Origin of the sequence: Reyranella massiliensis 521 (assembly GCF_000312425.1) — a bacterium.
GTDB classification, from domain to species: domain Bacteria; phylum Pseudomonadota; class Alphaproteobacteria; order Reyranellales; family Reyranellaceae; genus Reyranella; species Reyranella massiliensis.
Genome location: NZ_HE997181.1, coordinates 959,114 through 978,771 on the forward strand (window position 1 = coordinate 959,114; position 19,658 = coordinate 978,771).

The window sequence follows — 19,658 nt, forward strand, 5'->3', positions numbered from 1 at the left end:
CGCTCAGGCGCGCTTGCGGTCGTACTTGCTCTGCTTGCCGGTGCCGTAAAGTTTCAGCGCCCCCTCGGGGCCGGTGGCATTGGGGCGCTGGAAGATCCAGTTCTGCCAGGCCGAGAGGCGGGCGAAGATCTTGGTCTCCATCGTCTCCGGGCCGGGAAAACGCAGGTTCGCTTCCATGCCGATCAGTCCGTCGGGCGAGAAGCCGGCACGTTCCTCGACGGCCAGCCGGACCTCGTCCTCCCAGTCGATATCATCGGGCGTGAAGGTGACGAGACCGGCCTCGTCGGCGGCTTCGGCGTCCAGTGCCTCGCCGATCTCGCCTTTGAGTTCGTCGACATGGGCAGGCTCGGCCAGGAAGCGCGTTGCGAGCCGCGTCAGGCCGTTGCCCATCGGATAGGGGCCGAAGTTCATCGACGTGAGCCGGATCGTGGCAGCCGGCAGGTTGGAGCCGTCGAAAACGCCGTCCAGCATGTAGGAGCGGTCGGCCGCCAGCACGAGTTCGAACAGGGTGCCGGTGAAGCACGAGCCGGGCTCGATAAGTGCTATCAGGCTGCGCGAGCTGACGTCCAGCCGCTTCAGGGTGCGCTTCCAATAGAGCACGATCTCGCGCACCAGCCAGTTCGACGCCTCCTTGGCCAGCAGTGCGTCGTAGGCTTCGACCAGCGCCCCATCGCCCTGGCTCTGCAGCACCCAGGTGCCGATCTCGGTCTCGTTGAGGCGCAGATGCATCATCGCATCGTCGAGGTCGCGGGCCAGAGCCAGCGGCCAGAAGGCAGCGCCCTGGGCGTGGATCGCGGCGGCATCGGCCGGCGGTGCCGCGGCAGGGCCGTTGACGCGCAGCTTTGCCGAACGGCCCTCGCGATCGATCTCGACGGTGAGATGGCCGTAGCGGATCGTATCGCCTTCGATGCTGCGCTCGATGGCAGGCAGGGCGATGCCCTTGGCGTCCTTCGGGCGAGACGACTTGGCGGCGACATCTTCGGCCGTCTTCTTCGTTTCGTCGACCAGCTTGGATGGCGGCACGAGCCGGTCGACCAACCGCCATTCCTTGGCGCGCTTGCCGCGCAGGCCTTCGGCGGTGGTGCAGAAGAAGTCGGCATGATCGCGGCGCACCAAACGCTTGTCGACCAGGCGGGTCAGGCCGCCGGTGCCCGGCAGCACGGCGAGCAGCGGCAGTTCGGGCAGGGACACCGCACTCGATCCATCGTCGGCCAGCAGGATCTGTTCGCAGGCCAGAGCGAGCTCGTAGCCGCCGCCGGCGGCGATGCCGTTGATGGAGCAGATGTAGGTCTGGCCGGAATTCGTGCTGGCATCCTCGATGGCGAGCCGCGTTTCGTTGGTGAACTTGCAGAAGTTCACCTTGTGGTCGTGGGTGGAGAGGCCAAGCATGTTGATGTTGGCGCCGGAGCAGAAGATGCGGTCGCGCTGGGAGCGGATGACGACGGCGCCGATCTCGGGGTGCTCGAAGCGCAGCCGCTGCACGGCATCGGCCAGCTCGATATCGACGCCGAGGTCGTAGGAATTGAGCTTCAGCTTGTAGCCTGGCTTCAGCCCGCCATCCTCGTTCACGTCCATGGTGAGGTAGGCGACGCCGTTTTCGAGGGCGAGCTTCCAGTGGCGATAGCGGCTGGGCTCGGTCCGGAAATCGATGGGCGGGGTCTCGGCCATGGCGTTCCCTATTTCTGTAATTCGGTACGGAAATACCTATTTACTTTCCTTGCCGCAAGAGCATTCTGCTCGCTCAGATATGGTCACGATCCGCCCCGCTCAACCCTCTGATTTGCCGGCTATTTCCGCTCTGGACGAGCGGCTAACCGGCCTTTCCAAGCCGGGCTATTGGCAGGATATGCTGGCTCCGGATCGTCATTTCCTGGTGGCAGAGACCGATCGTCGAGCCCTGGCGGGTTTCATCGCTGGCGAGGTCCGGGCCTGGGAGTTTGGACAGCCGGCAGCCGGCTGGGTGTTCGCGATCCAGGTCGATCCCAAGACCCGACTGAAGGGGGTGGGCAGCGCGTTGTTCGAGTCGCTGGCGACGCGCTTCCGGCAGGCCGGCGTGACGCGGCTGCGCACCCTGGTGGATCGCAAGGACCATCTGATCCTCTCCTTCTTCCGCGCGCAGGGCATGGTCGCGGGGCCATCTTTGCAGCTCGATATGGAATTGCCGTGAAACTGCAGACGGCAACTCGGCTCGGCCTCTACGCGACGCTCGAACTGGCGCGCGATCCCCAGCGCACACTCTCGGCTGCCGATCTCGCTGAACGGTTCGGCGTCTCGTCACACCACCTCGCCAAGGTCCTGCGCACGCTGGCGACGGCGGGGCTGGTGCAGGGCGGGCGCGGGGCAGCCGGCGGCTACCGCTTCATCGGCAATCGCCGTCGCACGACCCTGATGGATATCGTGGCCCTGTTCGAGCCGGCCCCCGGCAGTCGCGCCAAGGAACCCGGCGAAGACACTGAGATCGGCGGTGCCCTGCAGCGCGTGCTAACGGAGATTGACGAGATTGCCGAAGCGACGCTGCGTTCGGTGAGCCTCGAGACTATGTTGAAGCACCCGATGTAAGAGGGTGGAATGTTGATCCGATGGATATGTCTTTTCGCCGTCGCGGTGCTTTCGCCGGGCTTCGCGCTGGCCAACGATACGGGCAAGCCTCCGCCGACCTGCGCGCCCAAGAATTGGAACGAGGTCGAGACGTGGCGCGACTGGGCCAGCCATACGCCGCCCGCCAACCAGAAGAACTGGGCCGAGGAAAAGACGCGCTGGGTGAACAACCGCGACGTCTGGCGGAATCTGGATAGGCTTTACATCGCCGTCACGGGCGGCAAGGTCGTGACGCTCACCGACTGTCCGTTCGGCGACGAGATGTATTTCTACATCTACCAGCACTACGATGAGAATGGTGCGTTCCACCTCGTGCGCACCGTCTTCTATGAAGATCACCTCTTCACGCTGGTGATGCGCAAGACCGGCAAGCTGATCGACCTTCCCGGTCCGCCGGTCTGGTCGCCGGACAAGGCGCGCTTCGCCTATGGCGTTTGCGACCTGCTGAACGGCAAGGACAATCTCGCCATCCTGCGGCCCACCGAAGATGGCGTGAAAGCGGAGATCGAGACCACGATTCCCTGCGGCCTGGGCGAGTGCCAGCTCGCCTGGGAGAGCGCCTCGTCGCTCACGGCCACCTGTCTCAAGTCCGGCGATCAGGGCAACGAACGCAAGCGCGTGCGCTATACTCGGCAGGGCGACAAGTGGGGGGCCACGACGACGACGTTGAAGTAGCGCGCCGCCGAGAGGCCTATTCCTTGCCCCAGCCGTCCCGTGTCTGCGGTAGCTTCTTCTTAAGCAGGGCACCCGCCACGACATTGCGCAGCACTTCGGCGGTGCCGCCACCGATGGTGAACATGCGCACATCGCGGGCCATGCGTTCCAGCGGCAGCTCGCGCGAATAGCCTCGGGCGCCGAAGAACTGCAGCGCCTCGTTCACGACCTGGATGGCGCTTTCCGAGGTGAAGACCTTGGCTTGCGCCGCCATCAGCATGTCGGGAAAGCCGCCCTCGCCGGAGCGCGCGGCGTCGTAGACCAGTGACTGCGAGGCCGCGAGCTTGATCGACATGTCGGCGAGCTTCCACTGCAGGCCCTGGAACTCGTTGATCGGCCGGCCGAACTGCTGGCGCTTTTCCGACCAGTCGAGCGCAAGCTGATAGGCGCCCTGGGCAATGCCCAGTGCCACGGTCGCGGCGCCGACGCGCTGGCTGTTGTAGGCGTTCATCAGGTCGGCGAAGCCCTTCTTCAGGCCGCGTGGCGGGATCACCAGCGAAGAGGGCGGGACGTCCATGTCTTCGAAGTCGATCACCGCTTCGGGGATGCCGCGCAGACCCATGGTCGGCTCGCGCTTGGTGATCTTGAGGCCCTTGGTCTCATCGCGAATGGCGAGAAAGCCACCGATTCCCTCGAAGGTGCCTTTCTCATCGTAGACCTTGGCGAAGATCAGGTGCAGGCGCGAGACGCCGCCGCCGGTGATCCAGTGCTTGCGACCGTTCAGGACATAGCGGTTGCCCTTCTTGTCTGCGCGCGTGGTCATGCCGTTGGCGTCGGAGCCGGCGTCCGGCTCGGTGATGCAGATCGCCGGCTTGTCGCCCGACAGCACCATGTCGGCGGCCATCTTCTTCTGCTCGTCCGAGCCGTAGGCCATGACCGCGCTGATCGCACCCATATTGGTCTCGACAGCGATGCGGCCGGTCACGGCGCAGGATGCCGACAAGGCCTCGATTGCGAGCACCGCGTCGAGCCAGCCCTTGCCCTGGCCACCATATTGCTGCGGGATCGTCATGCCGATCAGCTTGGCGTCCTTCAGCAGGTCGACATTGTCCCAGGGGTACTGCTCGGTGCGATCGACCTCGGCTGCCCGCTTCGAGACGGGACCTGCGGCGAGTTCGCGGGCGCGAGCCTGCAGTTTCACCTGATCGGGCGACAGTCCGGACGCGTTCATCGCAACAGCCTTTGCAAGAAGTGACTAACGGCCCAGCGTATAGAACTCGTCGTTCGGACGCATCCGGGTGACGTTCGCCATACGATTGGACAGCGCAAAGAACGAGGCGATCGAGGCGATGTCCCAGACGTCATCGTCGTTGAAGCCGTGCTTGGCCAGGGCGGCGAAATCGTCGTCACCGACGGTATTGGCTTCGAACGACACCTTCATGGCGAAGTCCAGCATCGCGGTCTGGCGCGGTGTGATATCGGCCTTGCGATAATTGATGGCAACCTGGTCGGCGATCAGCGGGTTTTTCGCCCGGATACGCAGGATGGCGCCGTGCGCGATGACGCAATACTGGCACTGGTTGGCGTTGCTCGTCGCCACGACGATCATTTCGCGCTCGGCCTTGGTGAGGTTGCCGGGCTTGTCCATCAGGGCGTCGTGATAGGCGAAGAACGCCCGGAATTCGTCCGGCCGGTGTGCCAGGACGAGGAAGACGTTGGGAATGAAGCCGGATTTTTCCTGAACGGCGACGATCCGCTCGCGAATGTCGGCAGGCAGATCGGCCAGGGCGGGAACGGGGAAACGGCTGATGGGCAGCGAAGCGGGGGAAGACATGAATCGATCTCCAGCGGGGTCAGGCATTGGCAAGGCGCGGTGAGGAATAGCCTCTCGTTCCGCCGGGATCGATGCTGAAGATCGCCACAGGCTCGCTGCGGCCGCGAACGACCACACTGCCCAAGGGGCTGAAGGAGAACTCACCGTTGCAGTTCGAGCGGGTGCTTTCGGAGACGAGGATCCGTGTGCCATGCTGCTTGTTCAGCTCCTCGAGCCGCGCCGCGAGGTTCACCGTATCGCCCAGCAAGGTAAAGCTCATGCGCTGGCCGGCGCCGACCGAGCCGCCGATTACGCCGCCGGTGCTGATGCCGATGCGCGTCGCGAAGGACATGCCGACGTCGCCGAAGGTGCGGCTGCCGACGGCGCGCTGGATGTCGAGGGCGGCCCGAACGGCGGCCGAAGCGTGGCCGTCGCAGGCCAGCGGCATGTTGAAGGACGCGAACAGGCCGTCGCCGATGAAGGTGTTGACCACGCCGCCATGGGCACGGATCGGCGCCAGCACCGTCTGAAGATATTCGTTCAGGGCAATGACGAGCTGGTCCGGGGGCAGGTGCTCGGCAATCGTCGTGAAGCCTTCGATGTCGCTGAACAGCACGGTCGCCTCGCGGGTCTCTCCGGCTAGAACCCCTGAACCTTCGCGCCGCAGGATGGTGGCGGCGACGCTTTCGTCGACATAGCGGCCGAAGGTCTCGCGGATACGCTCCCGCTCGCGCAGGCCTTCGATCATGTTGTTGAACTGGCCGGTGAGCTCGCCCACCTCGTCGTTCGAGGTGACGGGAATGCGCTGGCTGAGGTCGCCCTTGCTCACCTTGGTCATGGCCTGAGAGAGAGTACGCAGCGGCCGCAGCAGCGAGCGGCTGATGTAGAAGGCCGATATCGAGACGCCGACGACGGCCGAAGCGACGTCGACGAGGATCTCCATTTGCTGGCGATCGCCCTGGTAGGAGAAGAGATCGACCAGGATGGCCGCCAGGGGACCGATCGAGATGACGACCAGCGCGACGACCAGCTTGTTCCTGTAGCGGCCGAAGAAGAGGCCGAGATTTTGGCCGTAATGCCGGAAGATGAAGGTGCAGAGCTGCGAGAGATAGTCGCTGACGACGAAGTAGGTGAAGGTGAAGTAGAGCACCATCAGCACGGCGCAGGTCGCGATGAAGTCGGCAATCGCCGGCACTGGAATGTTGGAGGCCGAGGGGCCAGCCCACCACGGCGAGGAGAGGCGGGCGGCCCAGGTGAAGAAGGTGAGTGCGAACACCCGCTGTGCCGTCAGCAGAGGGAGCTGTGTCAGCCGTCGCTGCACTTCTTCGAAGGGAATCTCGCCGTCGAGATAGCGCCGCACCGGCTGAAAGAGCCGGGAAATGGCGAGGAAGTTGACGCCGACCAGAACGAGGGCGCCGAATCCCACGACGATCGGGTAGTTGCGCCAAGTGTTGGCGATAACGGCGTAGATCGTGACAATTGACAGGTCGAGGAAGAACACCGACGTCGCCATCCAGAAATAGCGACGGCTGATTGCGGCGATCTCGGCGGGTGTTGCCGTCGTAGTTGCGACAGGTGTCGAGGTGGACAAGGCGGTGGCCGTGATATCGCTCATGCTGGAGGTCCCACGCGATAGACGACGACGTTGCCCCGATGGCCACGCACATCCGTGACGCCCAGGCGTTCGCAGGCTTCTACGGCGCTGGCCGCGAGAACCGTACTCTCGGCCGCCAGGATCGTCGTGCCGAATTTCTTGTTGAGCTGTTCGATGCGCGAGGCCACGTTCACCGCATCGCCCAGCAGAGTGTAACTCAGCCGGTTTTCGGTACCGATGGTGACGCCGATGACCTGTCCGGTGTTGATGCCGATACGGGTGCGCAGCCCGGCCTTGCCGGCGAAGGGCGTGGCTGCCAGGGCTTGCTGAATTTCGAGAGCGGCGTTCACCGCGGCCGCTGCATGATTGGCGAGTGGCAGGGGCAAATTGAAGCTCGCAAACAACCCGTCGCCGATGAAGTTGTTCACCACGCCGCCATGACGCTGGATCACCGGCACGACAGTGCCGAGATAGGTGTTGAGAAGGGCCGCGATCTCCGTTGGCGTGGCGCCTTCCGAAAGTCCTGTAAAGCCCTCGATGTCGGTGAACATCAGCGTGGCTTCGGCGGTGGTATCGACGGTGCGGCCGCTGCGTCCGCTGTCGCCGAGGATCGCGGTCGCCACGCTTTCGCTCACGTACTTGCCAAAGGTGTCGCGCAGGTATTCCCGCTCGGCGAGGCCTTCGACCATCTGGTTGAAGCGGCTGGCGGCATGGCCGAGTTCGTCGTTGGTCGTGACGGGCAGGCGCACGGTGTAGTCGTCGTCGGCGACCCGTCGCAGGCCACCATCGAGACGGTCGATCGGTCGGGTCAGCGCCTGGGAGATCCAATAGTAGACGAAGGCAGCGCCGGTCAGGGTGAGGACGATATCGGAGGTAGCCTCACGTATCAATCGCGCGCCCGAATAGCTTGCAATGTCCGCGGCCAGCAGGATCAAGCCTGCAATCGACAGGAAGACCATGGCCAGCGCGACCTTGTTGCGAAAGCGGCCGTGAAACGTCGCCATGTTCACGCCGTGCGTTCGAAACAGATGCTCGCACAGGCGGTCGAAATAGGCACTGACGACGAAGTAGGTCAGGACGACATTGAACAGGCTGCCGACCACGATCGTGGCGAAGGCATCCGCCAGCTGGGTCGGCTCCAACGTCGCGCCGAAGGTGATGCCGAGCTGGTGGGAGAGCACGCGCATGGTCAACATGGGCGTGTAGAGCACACCCACGACCATGGCCGAATTGTAAGGCAGGCGGGCGAGTTGCGGCTCGATTTGCTCGAAGCTGGCCTCGCCCGACACGAATCGCATGATTGGCCTGATCAGCCACCAGGCGCCCAGGCCGACGCCCACCAGCAAAAAGCAGGAGGCGATCACCAGAGTCGGGAACAGGATTTCTGGAGCCTGGTGAATCAGAGCGTAAACCGCGTCCGAAATCACGTCGACCGCAAACGGCACCGCCATCGCCGCATAGTATCGGCGCTCGATGCTGGCCGACGCCGCAAGCGGCGCCGCATCCGTCGTGGCGGTCATGCCGCCGATATAGGGCGGAAAGCGGTCGAGCGGAATGGCCCCACCGCTTTCCTCCTCTTTGGATAGAAGGCCCTACGATGTCAGTTCGCGTGCAGTGATGCGGTACCGGAACTTGTCGGGATCGAGGGAATCCAGGAAGCCCGACCGATTCTCGGCCTGCGGGTACATCAGGAAGGCAATCGGCGGTTCCTTGGAGTCCGGCAGCTTCAGATCGTGCGCGACATTGTAGGCGAGCCAGTTGCCCTCCCAGGCGCCGAACAGCGCGCGGCGCGCGGCAACGACCTTCGGATCGGTCATGGCGAGATTGGTCGGGGGCTCCTCAAGGACCACCTTGCGCACGTCGGCAGGATCGACCGGGGTCCAGCCGGAGCCCGCGAGCCAAACCTCGGCGCGGCAGTGCTGCGCCTTGGAGACGACCTCGGAGCCTGCGCCCAGCGCCTTGAAGCCGAACTCCGACGGCATCACGCGGATGCCATAGACATCCCGCGCCGGCAAACCGACGGACCGGGCGAGGCCGACATAGAGCGCATTCAGGTCCGCGCACTTGCCGTTCAGGTTGCCGGTCTTGATCATGGTCGTGATATCGCCGACGCCGCAGCCCAGGGTCTTGGCATTGCGGAAGGTGTTTTCGACCACCCAGTCGTAGATCGCGCGCGCCTTGGCGACGTCGCCCTGCTTGCCGCGCACGATCTCGTCGGCCGTCTCCTTCACGATGCCGTCGGTCGGCAGGAACGTGGTCGCCATCAGGTTCAGCTTGCGCTCGGCATCGTTCAGTGCAGGCGCGTTACCTTTGCCCGGCGCGACCGAGCGATTCTGGGCCTGGACCTGCGCGGTGACTTCGATCACGGGCGCCGACTGATCGGCGGCCCATTCGACCCGGAGCATCTCCGCGCCATATTTAGGATCGCGCACGCGTTCGGCAATGCGCGCATTGCCGGTCCAGGTGACATTGCCCGGTCGCTGCCAGTCAGCCGCCTCGAAGGTGGGCAGCGGTATCCAGGCCCTGGTGGCACCCGCTGTCGGTTCGACCCTGGTGGTGAGGACGTAGTTGCGCCAGCCCTTGGGAACAGGCGCATAGGTGACGACCTGTGCCGAGGCCAGGCGCGGCGCCAAGCCCAGCGCGCCAGCGGCGACGCCGGCCTTCAAAAGGTCGCGACGATTCATCTTCTCTCCTCCCAATGGCAATCGTTGCCGGGGAGGATGGTCTTTCCCGTCGTCGGGAAGATCAGGGCCGTCCCGGATCAAGCCCGCGTCGCACGCGACAGCGGCAAGTACCGGAAAGGCAAGGATTGCCGCGCCATGACGGTGCCGTCAACGCCGTTCCTAGAGGCCGAGATAGGCCTGACGCACGCGGTCGTTGGTCAACAGCTCTGCGCCCGGCCCTTCGAGCTCGATGCGGCCATTCTCCAGCACATAACCGCGATGGGCGATCTTGAGCGACGCCATGACATTCTGCTCGACCAGCAGAATGGTGAGGCCCTCCTCGTTGAGGCGACGCACGATGCGGAACACTTCCTGCACGATCGTGGGGGCGAGGCCGAGCGAAGGTTCGTCGAACATGATGAGCCGGGGTTGGCCCATCAGGCAGCGGCCGATCGCCAGCATCTGCTGCTCGCCGCCGGAGAGAGTGCCAGCAGCTTGCTTGCGCCGCTCGGCGAGCCTCGGAAAGAGGGTGAACACTTTCTCCAGTGTCTGCTTCTCAGCCGCGCGCGCGTGCCGGGGCGTCGCGCCCATTTCGAGGTTTTCCAGCACCGTCAGATTGGGAAAGACCTGACGTCCTTCGGCGACATGGCCGATGCCCACCTCGCAGACCCGGTAGGACGGCCAGCCCGTGATGTCCTGGCCATCGAAACGGATCTGGCCCTGCGCCGGCCTCTCGATGCCATGGATCGCGCGAATGAGGGAACTCTTGCCCGCGCCGTTGGCGCCGACGATCGCCACGATCTCGCCGGTCGCAATGGTCAGCGAGACGCCGGCCAGGGCCTGGGCATCGCCATAGTAGAGGTCGAGGCCGTCGACCTGCAGCAGGGTCGCGCTCACGTTTCTTCCTCGCCGAGATAGACGTCGAGGACGGCCTGATTTCGGGCGATCTCCGCCGGCGTGCCTTGGGCGATCTTCTCGCCGTAGCTCACGACAACGACTTCTGCTGCCAGCGCCATCACTGCACGCATCACGTGCTCGATCAGCAGGATGGTGAGACCGGTGCGCGCATTGAGGTCACGCAGGAAGGCCACCATCACATCGACCTCGGTCGGGCGGAGGCCTGCCATGACTTCGTCGAGCAGCAACAACTTCGGCTCTGTGGCCAGCGCCCGCGCCACTTCGAGCCGCTTGCGGTCGGGTAGGGTGAGGCTTTCCGCGGCCTGATTGCGCCGGTCATGGAGGCCCAGTCCCTGCAGAATATCAGCAGCAGCGGCACGAGCGTCGGTGAGGTTCGGCCGGCGATGCAGGGCGCCGACCGTGACGTTCTCCAGAACGCTCAGTCCCTTGAACGGCTTCACGATCTGGAAGGTGCGGCCAACGCCTGCATCGCAGACGAGGTCGGGACGCTGGCCGGAGATCTTCTTGCCGTCCAGGTTCACCTGCCCGGCATCGGGCCGGTAGACGCCGGCAATCATGTTGAAGATCGTGGTCTTGCCGGCGCCGTTCGGACCGATCAGGGCGTGGATCGCGCCGGCCGGCACGGCGAAGGAGACATCGTGGACGGCGCGCAGCCCGCGGAAATTCTTACCGATGCCGGCGAGTTCGAGGTGTGCGCCGCTCATTGCCGCTTCTCGCCGAAGCCGAATTTGTCGGCGAGCCATGGCCAGACCCCGGCGGGCCGGTACATGACGATGATCAGCAGGGCGAGGCCGTAGAAGATCTGCTTGATGCCCGAGATGTGGAAGAACTCGCTGAGGTCGGTGAAGATTTCACCGAGGCCGGTCAGCACGACGGCGCCGACGATCGGGCCGAACAGCGTGCCCAGTCCGCCGATGATCGGCGCCAGCGTGAACTCGATGGAACGGCCCATGGCGAAGGCCGTCTCGGGGAAGAGGTTGTTGTAGTAGAAGGCGTTCCAGACGCCGGCCAGCGCCGTCAGCGCGGCCGAGATCACGACGGCGATCATCTTGCAGCGAAGCACTGGGACGCCGACGGCCTGGGCTGCCTCGGCATCTTCGCGGATGGCGAGCCAGTAACGACCGAGCCGACTTTCCAGCAGGAGACGACACAGGATGAAGGCACCGACCGCAAGCGCCAGGATCACGTAGTAGAAAAGGATCGGGCCGCCGCGCAGGTTCAGCCAGTCGGCGGTGGCATCGACCTTGAGGAACAGGCCGCCCGAGCCGCCGACCCAGCCCCAGTGATCGAAGGCGATGCGGGTAAATTCGCTGAAGGCGATGGTGAGCAGCGCGAAGTAGACGCCGGCGAGCGAGAAACGGAAGCCGAGATAGCCGACGACAGCGCCGGCGGCGGCGGCCGCCGCGACCGCGACGAACAACCCGGCCCAGGGACCGATGCCGTAATGGAAGAAGAGACCGGCTGCGATATAGCCGCCGAGCCCGGCGTAGAGGGCGTGGCCCAGCGAGAGCTGGCCGGCGAAGCCCATCATGATGTTCCAGGCCTGACCGACATAGGCGAAGTAGAGGATCAGGATCAGGACGGAGAGGCCGTATTTGCCCAGGACGGCGGGAGCGACCAGCAGGCCCACGAGCAGCAGACCGAGCGACCAGAGCGCGCGGGACGGCACGCCGTCGGTCAGGCGATGCAGCAGGTTCATTGGCTATTCTTGCCGAGCAGACCCTGCGGCCGCAGCAGCAGCACCAGGATCAGGATGCCGAAGCTCACCATGCTCTTGAGCGACGGCTGCAGCAGAAGGCCGGCCACGGCCTCGCTGACGCCGATCAGCAGGCCGCCCAGCAGCGCGCCGGTCATGCTGCCAAGCCCGCCCACGATCACGATCACGAAGGCGAGCAGGGTATATTCGGCGGCAAGGAAGGGCGTCACCGGGATGATGGTGATCATCAGCGCGCCCGCAGCGCCCACGCAGGCGGCGCCGACGCCGAAGGTGAAGGCGTAGAGACGCTTCACGTCCAGACCGACGACAAGGGCGCCCATATGATTGTCGGCGGCCGCGCGAATCGATTTGCCGATGCGCGTGCGGGTGAAGAAGAGCCAGAGGAGGCCGGCAATCGCGACCGCAACCAGCGCTGCATGCAGGCGCACGGCGTCGAACACCAGGGGGCCGAGCTCGTAGGAATCGAACTGCGCCTCCATCTGCACACCCCGCGCGTCGGGGCCGGCAATGGCAAGGGAGGCGTTGACCAGGAGGATGGCGATCGCCAGCAGCAGCAGGAACTGCTGGTGCTCGGGTCGCCCGATGAAGGGGGAGATGACGGCGCGCTGCAATGCATAGCCTGCGCCGAAGAAGAGAACGGCAATCAGAGGCAGGCTCAGCATCGGCGAGACCTGCAGATACTCGAAGCCCATCCAGGCGAGATACATGCCGACGACCATCAGCTCGCCATGCGCGAAGTTGACCACGCGCATGACGCCGAAGATCACCGACAGGCCGAGCGCCATCAGCCCGTAGACCATGCCGGTCAACAGGCCCTTGGTGATCGCCTGGGCGAGCGAGAGAAGAAAGTCGGCCGTCAAGATGTCAGGTGCGCCGCTTGTCGTTCCAGCTGGGCATCGGGAAGACCAGCGGAGCGGCCGCGGACTCGAGCGGCAGGACGACGGTGGGCTTGCGCTTCAGGTTCTCGACCGCCGACGCCTTGATATTGACGTTCTGGCCCTTGGCGTCGAACTGAATCGGCCCGCCGATCATGACGTGCTGGTCGATCTTGCTCTTGCGCAGCGCTTCCATCAGGTCGCCCGGCTTGGTCGACTTGGCGGTGAGCCAGGCGTGTGCCGCGATCAGAATGCCCTCGAAAGTGAAGCCGCCGTTGAGGTCGAGCTGGTCGTTGGGGTATTTGGCGGCGTGGCGCTTTTCGAGCGACTGGGTCATGGCCGACTTCGGATCGAGCCACGGCACGTTCGAGATCATGAACTCGCCGTACTTGCCCATGGTCTTCAGGAAGTCCTGCTCGTAGAGGCCGGGTGCGCCGGGGTTGAGCACGCCCATCGGCTCCCAGCGCTGCTTCACCATCTCCTGAACGAGAAGCTTGGCGTCGTTGAGGCGGCTGACCGGCAACAGCAGCTCGGCCTTGGTGGCCTTGGCCTTGCCGACTTCGACGGCAAGGTCCTTCGCCGCCGGATCGTAGCTGATCGTGTCGACCAGCTCGTACGGCATGTCGAGCTTGGGGAAGAGCGCCTTGATGCCGTTGATCATCGAGGTGCCGAACGTGTCGTTCACGCTCATCAGCACGGCCGTCTTCGGCGTCTTGCCCGAGACCTTGAAGATCTCCTTGTGCAGCGCCAGCGCGCCGGTGATCAGCATGGGCGCCGTCGGGAAGTTGCGCACGACGAACTTGTAGCCCTGCTCGGTGATCTGCGGCGCCGCCGCGATGTTCACGATCAGCGGCACGCCGCGCTGCTCGCAGACCTGGGCGATGGCGATGGTCTGGCCGGAGTCGAAGGCACCGACCAGCATGTGGCAGCCGGCGTCGATCGCCTTCTCCGCCTGGGTCCGCGCCACATCGGGCTTGGTCTCGGTGTCGTAGTTCACGATGTCGATCTTCACCGGCATCTTCATGTCGGCGAACACCTCGTTGGCGACATCGGCACCACGACGGCAGGCCTGGCCGATCTGCGCCTGGAGGCCGGACGTCGGCAAAAGCAGGCCGACCTTGAGGTTGGCCGGTCCGCCCTGCGCGAACGCCTGACGGATCGGCAGCGGCGCGCCGAGGAGCGCGGTACCGGCCAAGGTTGCCTGTCCGAAACGACGGCGGGTGAATGTATTGCGGCCGGTCATTGCGGCTCCTCCCTTTGAATTTGCTGGCCGGACTATAGAGACGGACCGGCCGCCGTGCTAGGTCGGCCGGCATGATGCTTACGCTCGCCGGTCTCAACCATGCAGCTTCCGCGGATTTCTGCGCGGCCGTTGGCGAGACGTTCGAGCTGGCGCCCTGGGTGGCGGAGACAGTGGCCTCGAAGCGGCCGTTCGCCACTGTGACGGCCCTGCATGAAGCCATGATGGGCGTCGTGCGCGCCGCACCGCGCGAGCGCCAGCTCGAATTTCTGCGTGGCCATCCCGATCTGGCCGGCAAGGCAGCCCGCGCCGGTGCTTTGACGGATGATTCGCGGCACGAGCAGGCAAGCGTCGGCCTCGATTCCCTGTCAGAGGCCGATTTCCAGCGGTTCCATCGCCTGAACGATGCCTACAAGGCGAAGTTCGGCTTTCCGTTCATCGTCTGCGTGCGCCGGCACACCCGCGATTCGATCCTCGACCAGTTCGAGCGCCGGCTGCGTCACGATGCGGCCGGCGAATTCGCCACGGCCCTGCAGGAGATCTTCTTCATCACGCGGCTGCGCATGGCGGCCAAAGTGACGGGCGAGGGCATGCCCAGGGTCAACGGCCGCCTCAGCACGCATGTGCTCGACACTCACGCAGGGCGGCCGGCGGTCGGCATTGCCATCGAGCTCTACGAATTTGCCGGCAGGCAAGCACATCTGATTGCAACCACGGTGACCAATGCGGATGGCCGAACCGACGCGCCCTTGATCGGTGGTCGGCCACTGCCCATTGGTCGATACGAACTGCAGTTTGCGGTCGGTGACCACTTTCGCAGCAGGGGCATTGCGCAAGGCGATCCGCCGTTTCTCGATATCGTCCCTTTGCGCTTTTCCATTGCCGAGCCGGAGGGGCATTATCACGTGCCGCTGCTTTGCACGCCCTGGAGTTATTCGACCTATCGCGGAAGCTGAGATGAACGGAGGAAAGTATGACCTATAGCGATGTCTCCCTGATGATCGATGGTGCCTGGACGAAGGGTGCCAAGGGCCGGACGATTCCGGTCATCAACCCGGCGACGGAAGAAGTGATCGGCCAGGTGGCGCATGCCGAGAAGAGCGATCTCGACCGCGCGCTCGCCGCCGCCGAGAAGGGCTTCCAGCAGTGGCGCAAGGTCTCGCCGTTCGATCGCTACAAGATCATGCGCAAGGCCGCCGAGCTGATGCGCCAGCGCGCCGACGAGATCGCGCCGATCATGACCATGGAGCAGGGCAAGCCGGTGATCGAGGCAAAGGGCGAGACTCTGCTCGCCGCCGACATCATCGAGTGGATGGCCGAGGAAGGTCGCCGCACCTATGGTCGCATCGTTCCGGCGCGCTTCGAGAACGTATACCAGCTCGTGACGAAGGAGCCGGTCGGCCCGGTCGCCGCCTTCACGCCGTGGAACTTCCCGATCAACCAGGTGGTGCGCAAGGCCTCGGCCGCGCTGGCTACCGGCTGCTCGATCATCGTCAAGGGTCCGGAAGACACGCCCGGCTCGTGCGCCCAGCTCATCAAGGCCTTCGTCGATGCCGGCGTGCCGGCGGGCGTCATCCAGCTCGTCTACGGCGTGCCATCGGAGATCAGCGAGTATCTGATCCCGCATCCGATCATCAAGAAGGTGACCTTCACCGGCTCGACGCCGGTCGGCAAGCAGCTCGCCGCGCTCGCGGGCGCGCACATGAAGCGCGTGACCATGGAGCTGGGCGGCCATTCGCCGGCCATCGTGTTCGAGGACGCCGACGTCGACCAGGCAGTAAACATCCTGGGCGCCAACAAGTTCCGCAATGCCGGACAGGTCTGCGTCGCGCCGACCCGCTTCCTGGTGCACGAGAAGGTCTATCCGGAGTTCGTCGAGAAGTTCACCGCCTACGCCAAAAACCTGAAAGTCGGCAACGGACTCGATGCCGACACGAAGATGGGCCCGCTCGTCGCCGAGCGTCGGCTGCATGCGATCGACGGCTTCGTGAGCGACGCCATCGCCAAGGGCGCCAAGATCCAGACCGGCGGCCAGCGCAAGGGCAACAAAGGCTACTTCTACGAGCCGACCGTCCTGACCGACGTGCCGCTCGACGCCAAGATCATGAACGACGAACCGTTCGGCCCGCTGGCGCCGATCTCGCCGTTCAAGGATTTCGACGGCGTGATGAAGGAAGCCAACCGCCTGCCGTGGGGTCTTGCCGCCTACGCCTACACCACGAACAGCAAGACCATGACCAAGGTCGGCGCCGCTTTCGAAAGCGGCATGGTTTCGATCAATCATCATGGTCTTGCCCTGCCGGAAGTGCCGTTTGGCGGCATGAAGGACTCGGGCTATGGCTCCGAGGGCGGCATCGAGGCGCTCGAGGCCTACCTCAATACCAAGTTCATCAGCCAGCTCGGCATGTAAGCCCGACCGACTTCGACGAAACGAAGCCCTCTTCCGAGCGATCGGAGGAGGGCTTTCTTTTTTGCGAAACTCCTCGCCCTTCGGAACGATGGACAATCGGCCGCTCGCCTTTCTCGCGTTGCGACCTATACCGGAGCCGTCTTCCTGGGGGTGTAGATTGATGAAGCGCAGAGATCTCTTGGCCGGCCTCGCCGGCGTTCCATTTGTGGCCGGCCTCGGCGCAACGGCGGCAGGGCAGGACGCCTATCCCAACCGGCTGGTGAAGATTCTGGTGCCGTTCGGGCCGGGCGGCTCGACCGACATCATCTCGCGTCTGATCGGCAAGCAGCTCGAGGCCATGACGGGCAAGCCGTTCGTCATCGAGAACAAGCCCGGCGCGACCGGCATGATCGGTACCACGCAGGTCAAGAACGCGCCGGCCGACGGCTATACGATCCTGCTCGGCTCGACCAGCACGCTGGGCGCCAATCCCAGCCTCTACAAGACAATGACCTACGATCCGTCGGACTTCACGACGGTCGCCGTCAACGGGACCACCGGCAACTTCATGCTGGTGAAGCCCGATGCGCCGTACAAGACGGTGAAAGAGTTCGTCGAGTACGCCAAGAAGCAGCCCAAGCCGCTTTTCTCCGGCTACGGCAATGCCTCGTCGCGCGTCCCTGCGGCGCTCTTCGAGGTCACGACAGGCGTGAAATTCGAGGAAGTCGCCTATCGTGACGCTGTCGCATCGATCCAGGATCTCAACGCGGGCCGTGTCGACTGCGTGTTCCCCGATCAGGTGGTGGGCGAGAGCTATGTCCGCTCTGGTTATGTGCGCGCGCTGGCCGTCACTTCGAAGGATCGTTCGCCGCTCTTCCCCGACGTTCCTGCGATCGCCGAAACCTTTCCGAGCTACGTGATCATTGCCTACTCGTGCTTCTCCGTGCGCAAGGAGACGCCCGACGACATCAAGAAGAAACTGAACCGCCTGATCATGGATGCGATCTACGAGCCGGCGATTCTGGAACGTGTGAAGAAACTCGGCTTCACCCCGCCGCCTAAGGACTGGACCATCGAACAGTGCGATGCCTTCGTAGCCAAAGAGCGCGAGGATTGGACCAAGTACATCAAGCTCGCAAAGATCGAACCGCAGTAAACTTTCTCGCGTATATCGCGCGGATTGAAGAGATCCGCCAGGCGGACTAGCCTTCATCCAGGCCTGCAGCACCGACGACCCGAATACGGGCGGCTGCAGGCAGGGGAGGAGAGCATGCCGGGAGACGGGACGACCGCCTTGGCGGTAGCGCACCGTTATTGGTCGCGGCTCGAAGACGGGATGAACCTGATCGCCGCTGCGGCGATCTTTTTCCTGATGTTTGTCGGTGTCTTCCAGATCGTCGGACGCACCGCCTTCAACACCGCCATCTACGGCTATATCGACTACATGGAGCAGGCGAGCGCGTTGTTCGCCTTCCTGGGCATCTCCTATGCCCAGCGCGTCGGCGCCCATATCCGCATGGACCTGCTGCTGCGCGGCTTCTCGCTGCGCTTCCTCTGGTCGATGGAGCTGTTCGCGGTCCTCGTGGCGATGCTGGCCATCACCACCCTGGTCGACTCGACCTGGCAGAACTTCCTGCGCGCCTACCAGCTCGGCGACTCCACGATCGACATCAAGCTGCCGGTCTGGCCGACCAAGCTGCTGGTACCCCTCGTACTGGCGGTCCTCTGGGTACGGCTTGCCCTGCAGGCCGCCGACTACGCCCGCCTGATCCGCCATCCTAATGCCCAGCCGATCGCCGTGCCGGTTATCGAGACCATCGAGGTGCAGGCGCAGAACGAGATCCAGGAAGCGCTGGGCCGGGAAGAGAAAACGACAGGGGAGAAGCGGCCATGACCATCGAACCGCTGACCCTCGGGATTATTGGCTGTGCTTTGCTGATCGCTCTCTGCGTGGTGGGCGTGCGCATTGCCTTCGCCGCAGCCGCCGTCGGTGCCTTTGGGCTCGCCGTCCTGACGGGCTTCGGCCCCGGCCTGCGTACCGCCGGCGTCGTGCCGCATGCCTCGGTCGTGAACTACACGCTGAGCGTCCTGCCGATGTTCATCCTGATCGGTTACCTCGCCTACTATGCCGGCATCACGCAGGCGGCCTTCGAGGCGGCGCGCCGCTGGCTGGGCTGGCTGCCCGGCGGCCTGGCCATTGCCACGGTCTATGCCGTCGCAGGCTTCTCCGCCGTCTCGGGCGCCAACACCGCTGCAGCCGCGGTGTTCGCCAAGGTCGCCATCCCCGAGATGCTGAAGGCGGGCTACAACAAGCGGCTGGCCGCCGGTGTCGTCGCGGCAGGGGCCACGCTCGACTCGCTGATCCCGCCCAGTGCGCTCCTGGTCGTCTACGGCATCATCACCGAACAGTCGGTCGGCAAGCTACTCGTCGCGGGCTTCGCGCCCGGGATCTTCTCGGCCTTCGTCTACACCGCGATCATTCTCGTCATGTGCTGGCGCAATCCGAGCTATGGCCAGCCGATTCGCGGCTACACCTGGCCGCAACGCTTCAAGTCTCTGCCCGGCACGCTTCCCATCGTGCTGGTGATCGCCATCATCTTCTATTCGATGCTGTTTGGCTGGGCGACGCCCACCGAAGCGGGCGCATTGGGCGCCCTTTGCGTCTTCGTCATCGCGCTGATGAACGGCATGAAATGGCCGGAGCTGAAGGGCGCGCTGCTCGAGACGGCGCGGCTCACCGCGGTGATCTTCACCGTCGTCTGGGGTGTCCTGATCTTCGTGCGCTTCCTGGGCTTCGCGGGACTGCCGGAGCAGCTCGCGAGCTGGGTCACCAGCCTCGACGTGCCCCCACTGGTGATCCTGCTCGCGATCTACGCGATCTATCTGATCCTCGGTACCATCCTGGAGGGCGTCGGCATGTTCCTGCTGACGCTCCCGGTCGTGTTCCCCGTCGTCGAGGCACTGGGCTACGATCCGATCTGGTTCGGCATCATCCTGGTGAAGCTGAATGGAATCGCAACGCTATCGCCGCCGGTCGGCCTCGTCGTCTTCGTCGTGAACGGCGTGCGGCCGGACATTTCGGTCGCCGACATCTTCCGCGGGATCTGGCCCTTCATCATTGCCGACGTCATTACCATCGGCTGTCTGACGGCCTTTCCCGAGATCGTCACCTTCATTCTGGAAGCGGCAGGCTGACC

General features: G+C 64.4%; 19 protein-coding genes. 8 read left to right on the forward strand and 11 right to left on the reverse strand.

Translation table 11 applies throughout. The features are described from left to right. Positions 1-3: 3 nt before the first annotated feature. Positions 4-1,668, reverse strand: a complete 1,665-nt coding sequence (gene boxC / locus BN60_RS04695; RefSeq protein ID WP_020694841.1) for a 2,3-epoxybenzoyl-CoA dihydrolase — start codon at positions 1,666-1,668, stop codon at positions 4-6. On the opposite strand from boxC, the gene BN60_RS04700 reads away from it, so the two are divergent. Genes BN60_RS04700 through BN60_RS04710 form a run of 3 tightly spaced genes read left to right on the forward strand, consistent with a single transcriptional unit; the run spans position 1,667 to position 3,273 of the window. After that, positions 1,667-2,167, forward strand: coding sequence for a GNAT family N-acetyltransferase (locus tag BN60_RS04700; RefSeq protein ID WP_245539810.1), 501 nt, complete (start codon positions 1,667-1,669; stop codon positions 2,165-2,167). The two genes, boxC and BN60_RS04700, sit on opposite strands and share 2 nt — an antisense overlap. Next, positions 2,164-2,559, forward strand: a complete 396-nt coding sequence (locus BN60_RS04705) for an Rrf2 family transcriptional regulator (RefSeq protein ID WP_020694843.1) — start codon at positions 2,164-2,166, stop codon at positions 2,557-2,559. The genes BN60_RS04700 and BN60_RS04705 overlap by 4 nt, the downstream gene beginning before the upstream one ends. A 9-nt stretch (positions 2,560-2,568) precedes the next feature. Further along, a complete protein-coding gene (locus BN60_RS04710; protein WP_020694844.1) occupies positions 2,569-3,273 on the forward strand; it encodes a hypothetical protein in 705 nt (234 codons plus the stop codon). A gap of 16 nt (positions 3,274-3,289) precedes the next feature. On the opposite strand, the gene acdA is transcribed toward BN60_RS04710, so the two are convergent. The 10 genes from acdA to BN60_RS04760 all read right to left on the reverse strand — a co-directional run bounded on the left by acdA (position 3,290) and on the right by BN60_RS04760 (position 14,075). Next, positions 3,290-4,483 (reverse strand): 3-sulfinopropanoyl-CoA desulfinase, encoded by a 1,194-nt coding sequence (gene acdA / locus BN60_RS04715; RefSeq protein WP_020694845.1) that lies wholly within the window; start codon positions 4,481-4,483, stop codon positions 3,290-3,292. Between the two features lie 24 nt (positions 4,484-4,507). Beyond that, a complete protein-coding gene (locus tag BN60_RS04720) occupies positions 4,508-5,086 on the reverse strand; it encodes a peroxidase-related enzyme (protein WP_020694846.1) in 579 nt (192 codons plus the stop codon). Between the two features lie 19 nt (positions 5,087-5,105). After that, positions 5,106-6,680: an adenylate/guanylate cyclase domain-containing protein gene (locus tag BN60_RS28575; protein WP_020694847.1), complete on the reverse strand. Its 1,575-nt coding sequence runs from the start codon at positions 6,678-6,680 to the stop codon at positions 5,106-5,108. Next, the gene (locus BN60_RS28580) at positions 6,677-8,179 is read right to left on the reverse strand and encodes an adenylate/guanylate cyclase domain-containing protein (RefSeq protein WP_020694848.1); all 1,503 of its coding nucleotides are present in this window, start codon (positions 8,177-8,179) and stop codon (positions 6,677-6,679) included. Before BN60_RS28580 ends, BN60_RS28575 begins: the two co-directional genes overlap by 4 nt. Before the next feature lie 72 nt (positions 8,180-8,251). Further along, the gene (locus BN60_RS04735; protein ID WP_020694849.1) at positions 8,252-9,343 is read right to left on the reverse strand and encodes a transglutaminase-like domain-containing protein; all 1,092 of its coding nucleotides are present in this window, start codon (positions 9,341-9,343) and stop codon (positions 8,252-8,254) included. Positions 9,344-9,502: 159 nt separating this feature from the next. Beyond that, positions 9,503-10,207 (reverse strand): ATP-binding cassette domain-containing protein, encoded by a 705-nt coding sequence (locus BN60_RS04740; protein ID WP_043284815.1) that lies wholly within the window; start codon positions 10,205-10,207, stop codon positions 9,503-9,505. A gap of 8 nt (positions 10,208-10,215) precedes the next feature. After that, entirely contained in the window at positions 10,216-10,944 is a 729-nt protein-coding gene (locus BN60_RS04745) for an ABC transporter ATP-binding protein (protein ID WP_020694851.1), read from the reverse strand. Then, positions 10,941-11,939: a branched-chain amino acid ABC transporter permease gene (locus BN60_RS04750; protein WP_020694852.1), complete on the reverse strand. Its 999-nt coding sequence runs from the start codon at positions 11,937-11,939 to the stop codon at positions 10,941-10,943. The genes BN60_RS04745 and BN60_RS04750 overlap by 4 nt, the downstream gene beginning before the upstream one ends. After that, positions 11,936-12,817 carry a branched-chain amino acid ABC transporter permease gene (locus BN60_RS04755; protein ID WP_020694853.1) on the reverse strand — a complete coding sequence of 294 codons (882 nt, stop codon included), beginning with the start codon at positions 12,815-12,817 and terminating at the stop codon, positions 11,936-11,938. Before BN60_RS04755 ends, BN60_RS04750 begins: the two co-directional genes overlap by 4 nt. Before the next feature lie 4 nt (positions 12,818-12,821). Next, positions 12,822-14,075 (reverse strand): ABC transporter substrate-binding protein, encoded by a 1,254-nt coding sequence (locus BN60_RS04760; RefSeq protein WP_020694854.1) that lies wholly within the window; start codon positions 14,073-14,075, stop codon positions 12,822-12,824. 71 nt (positions 14,076-14,146) lie between these two features. Here BN60_RS04760 and uraD point away from each other — a divergent pair, with 71 nt between their 5' ends. The 5 genes from uraD (at position 14,147) to BN60_RS04785 (ending at position 19,656) form a co-directional block, all read left to right on the forward strand. Then, the gene (gene uraD, locus BN60_RS04765; protein WP_020694855.1) at positions 14,147-15,028 is read left to right on the forward strand and encodes a 2-oxo-4-hydroxy-4-carboxy-5-ureidoimidazoline decarboxylase; all 882 of its coding nucleotides are present in this window, start codon (positions 14,147-14,149) and stop codon (positions 15,026-15,028) included. 17 nt (positions 15,029-15,045) lie between these two features. Further along, positions 15,046-16,482 (forward strand): NAD-dependent succinate-semialdehyde dehydrogenase, encoded by a 1,437-nt coding sequence (locus BN60_RS04770; protein WP_020694856.1) that lies wholly within the window; start codon positions 15,046-15,048, stop codon positions 16,480-16,482. A gap of 160 nt (positions 16,483-16,642) precedes the next feature. Continuing rightward, positions 16,643-17,617 (forward strand): Bug family tripartite tricarboxylate transporter substrate binding protein, encoded by a 975-nt coding sequence (locus BN60_RS04775; RefSeq protein ID WP_020694857.1) that lies wholly within the window; start codon positions 16,643-16,645, stop codon positions 17,615-17,617. A gap of 114 nt (positions 17,618-17,731) precedes the next feature. After that, complete coding sequence (locus tag BN60_RS04780) at positions 17,732-18,355, forward strand: TRAP transporter small permease subunit (protein ID WP_043283638.1); 624 nt, start codon at positions 17,732-17,734, stop codon at positions 18,353-18,355. Continuing rightward, positions 18,352-19,656 (forward strand): TRAP transporter large permease, encoded by a 1,305-nt coding sequence (locus tag BN60_RS04785; RefSeq protein ID WP_020694859.1) that lies wholly within the window; start codon positions 18,352-18,354, stop codon positions 19,654-19,656. The genes BN60_RS04780 and BN60_RS04785 overlap by 4 nt, the downstream gene beginning before the upstream one ends. Positions 19,657-19,658 lie beyond the last annotated feature (2 nt).

Bases quoted from the DNA above. Each gene is read 5' to 3' on its own strand.
- BN60_RS04720 (WP_020694846.1), bottom strand. From the start codon at position 5,086: ATGTCTTCCCCCGCTTCGCTGCCCATCAGCCGTTTCCCCGTTCCCGCC.
- BN60_RS04775 (WP_020694857.1), top strand. From the start codon at position 16,643: ATGAAGCGCAGAGATCTCTTGGCCGGCCTCGCCGGCGTTCCATTTGTG.
- BN60_RS04780 (WP_043283638.1), top strand. From the start codon at position 17,732: ATGCCGGGAGACGGGACGACCGCCTTGGCGGTAGCGCACCGTTATTGG.
- BN60_RS28580 (WP_020694848.1), bottom strand. From the start codon at position 8,179: ATGACCGCCACGACGGATGCGGCGCCGCTTGCGGCGTCGGCCAGCATC.
- uraD (WP_020694855.1), top strand. From the start codon at position 14,147: ATGATGCTTACGCTCGCCGGTCTCAACCATGCAGCTTCCGCGGATTTC.
- BN60_RS04745 (WP_020694851.1), bottom strand. From the start codon at position 10,944: ATGAGCGGCGCACACCTCGAACTCGCCGGCATCGGTAAGAATTTCCGC.
- BN60_RS04710 (WP_020694844.1), top strand. From the start codon at position 2,569: ATGTTGATCCGATGGATATGTCTTTTCGCCGTCGCGGTGCTTTCGCCG.
- BN60_RS04750 (WP_020694852.1), bottom strand. From the start codon at position 11,939: ATGAACCTGCTGCATCGCCTGACCGACGGCGTGCCGTCCCGCGCGCTC.
- BN60_RS04735 (WP_020694849.1), bottom strand. From the start codon at position 9,343: ATGAATCGTCGCGACCTTTTGAAGGCCGGCGTCGCCGCTGGCGCGCTG.
- BN60_RS04760 (WP_020694854.1), bottom strand. From the start codon at position 14,075: ATGACCGGCCGCAATACATTCACCCGCCGTCGTTTCGGACAGGCAACC.
- BN60_RS28575 (WP_020694847.1), bottom strand. From the start codon at position 6,680: ATGAGCGATATCACGGCCACCGCCTTGTCCACCTCGACACCTGTCGCA.
- boxC (WP_020694841.1), bottom strand. From the start codon at position 1,668: ATGGCCGAGACCCCGCCCATCGATTTCCGGACCGAGCCCAGCCGCTAT.
- BN60_RS04700 (WP_245539810.1), top strand. From the start codon at position 1,667: ATGGCGTTCCCTATTTCTGTAATTCGGTACGGAAATACCTATTTACTT.
- acdA (WP_020694845.1), bottom strand. From the start codon at position 4,483: ATGAACGCGTCCGGACTGTCGCCCGATCAGGTGAAACTGCAGGCTCGC.
- BN60_RS04770 (WP_020694856.1), top strand. From the start codon at position 15,046: ATGACCTATAGCGATGTCTCCCTGATGATCGATGGTGCCTGGACGAAG.
- BN60_RS04785 (WP_020694859.1), top strand. From the start codon at position 18,352: ATGACCATCGAACCGCTGACCCTCGGGATTATTGGCTGTGCTTTGCTG.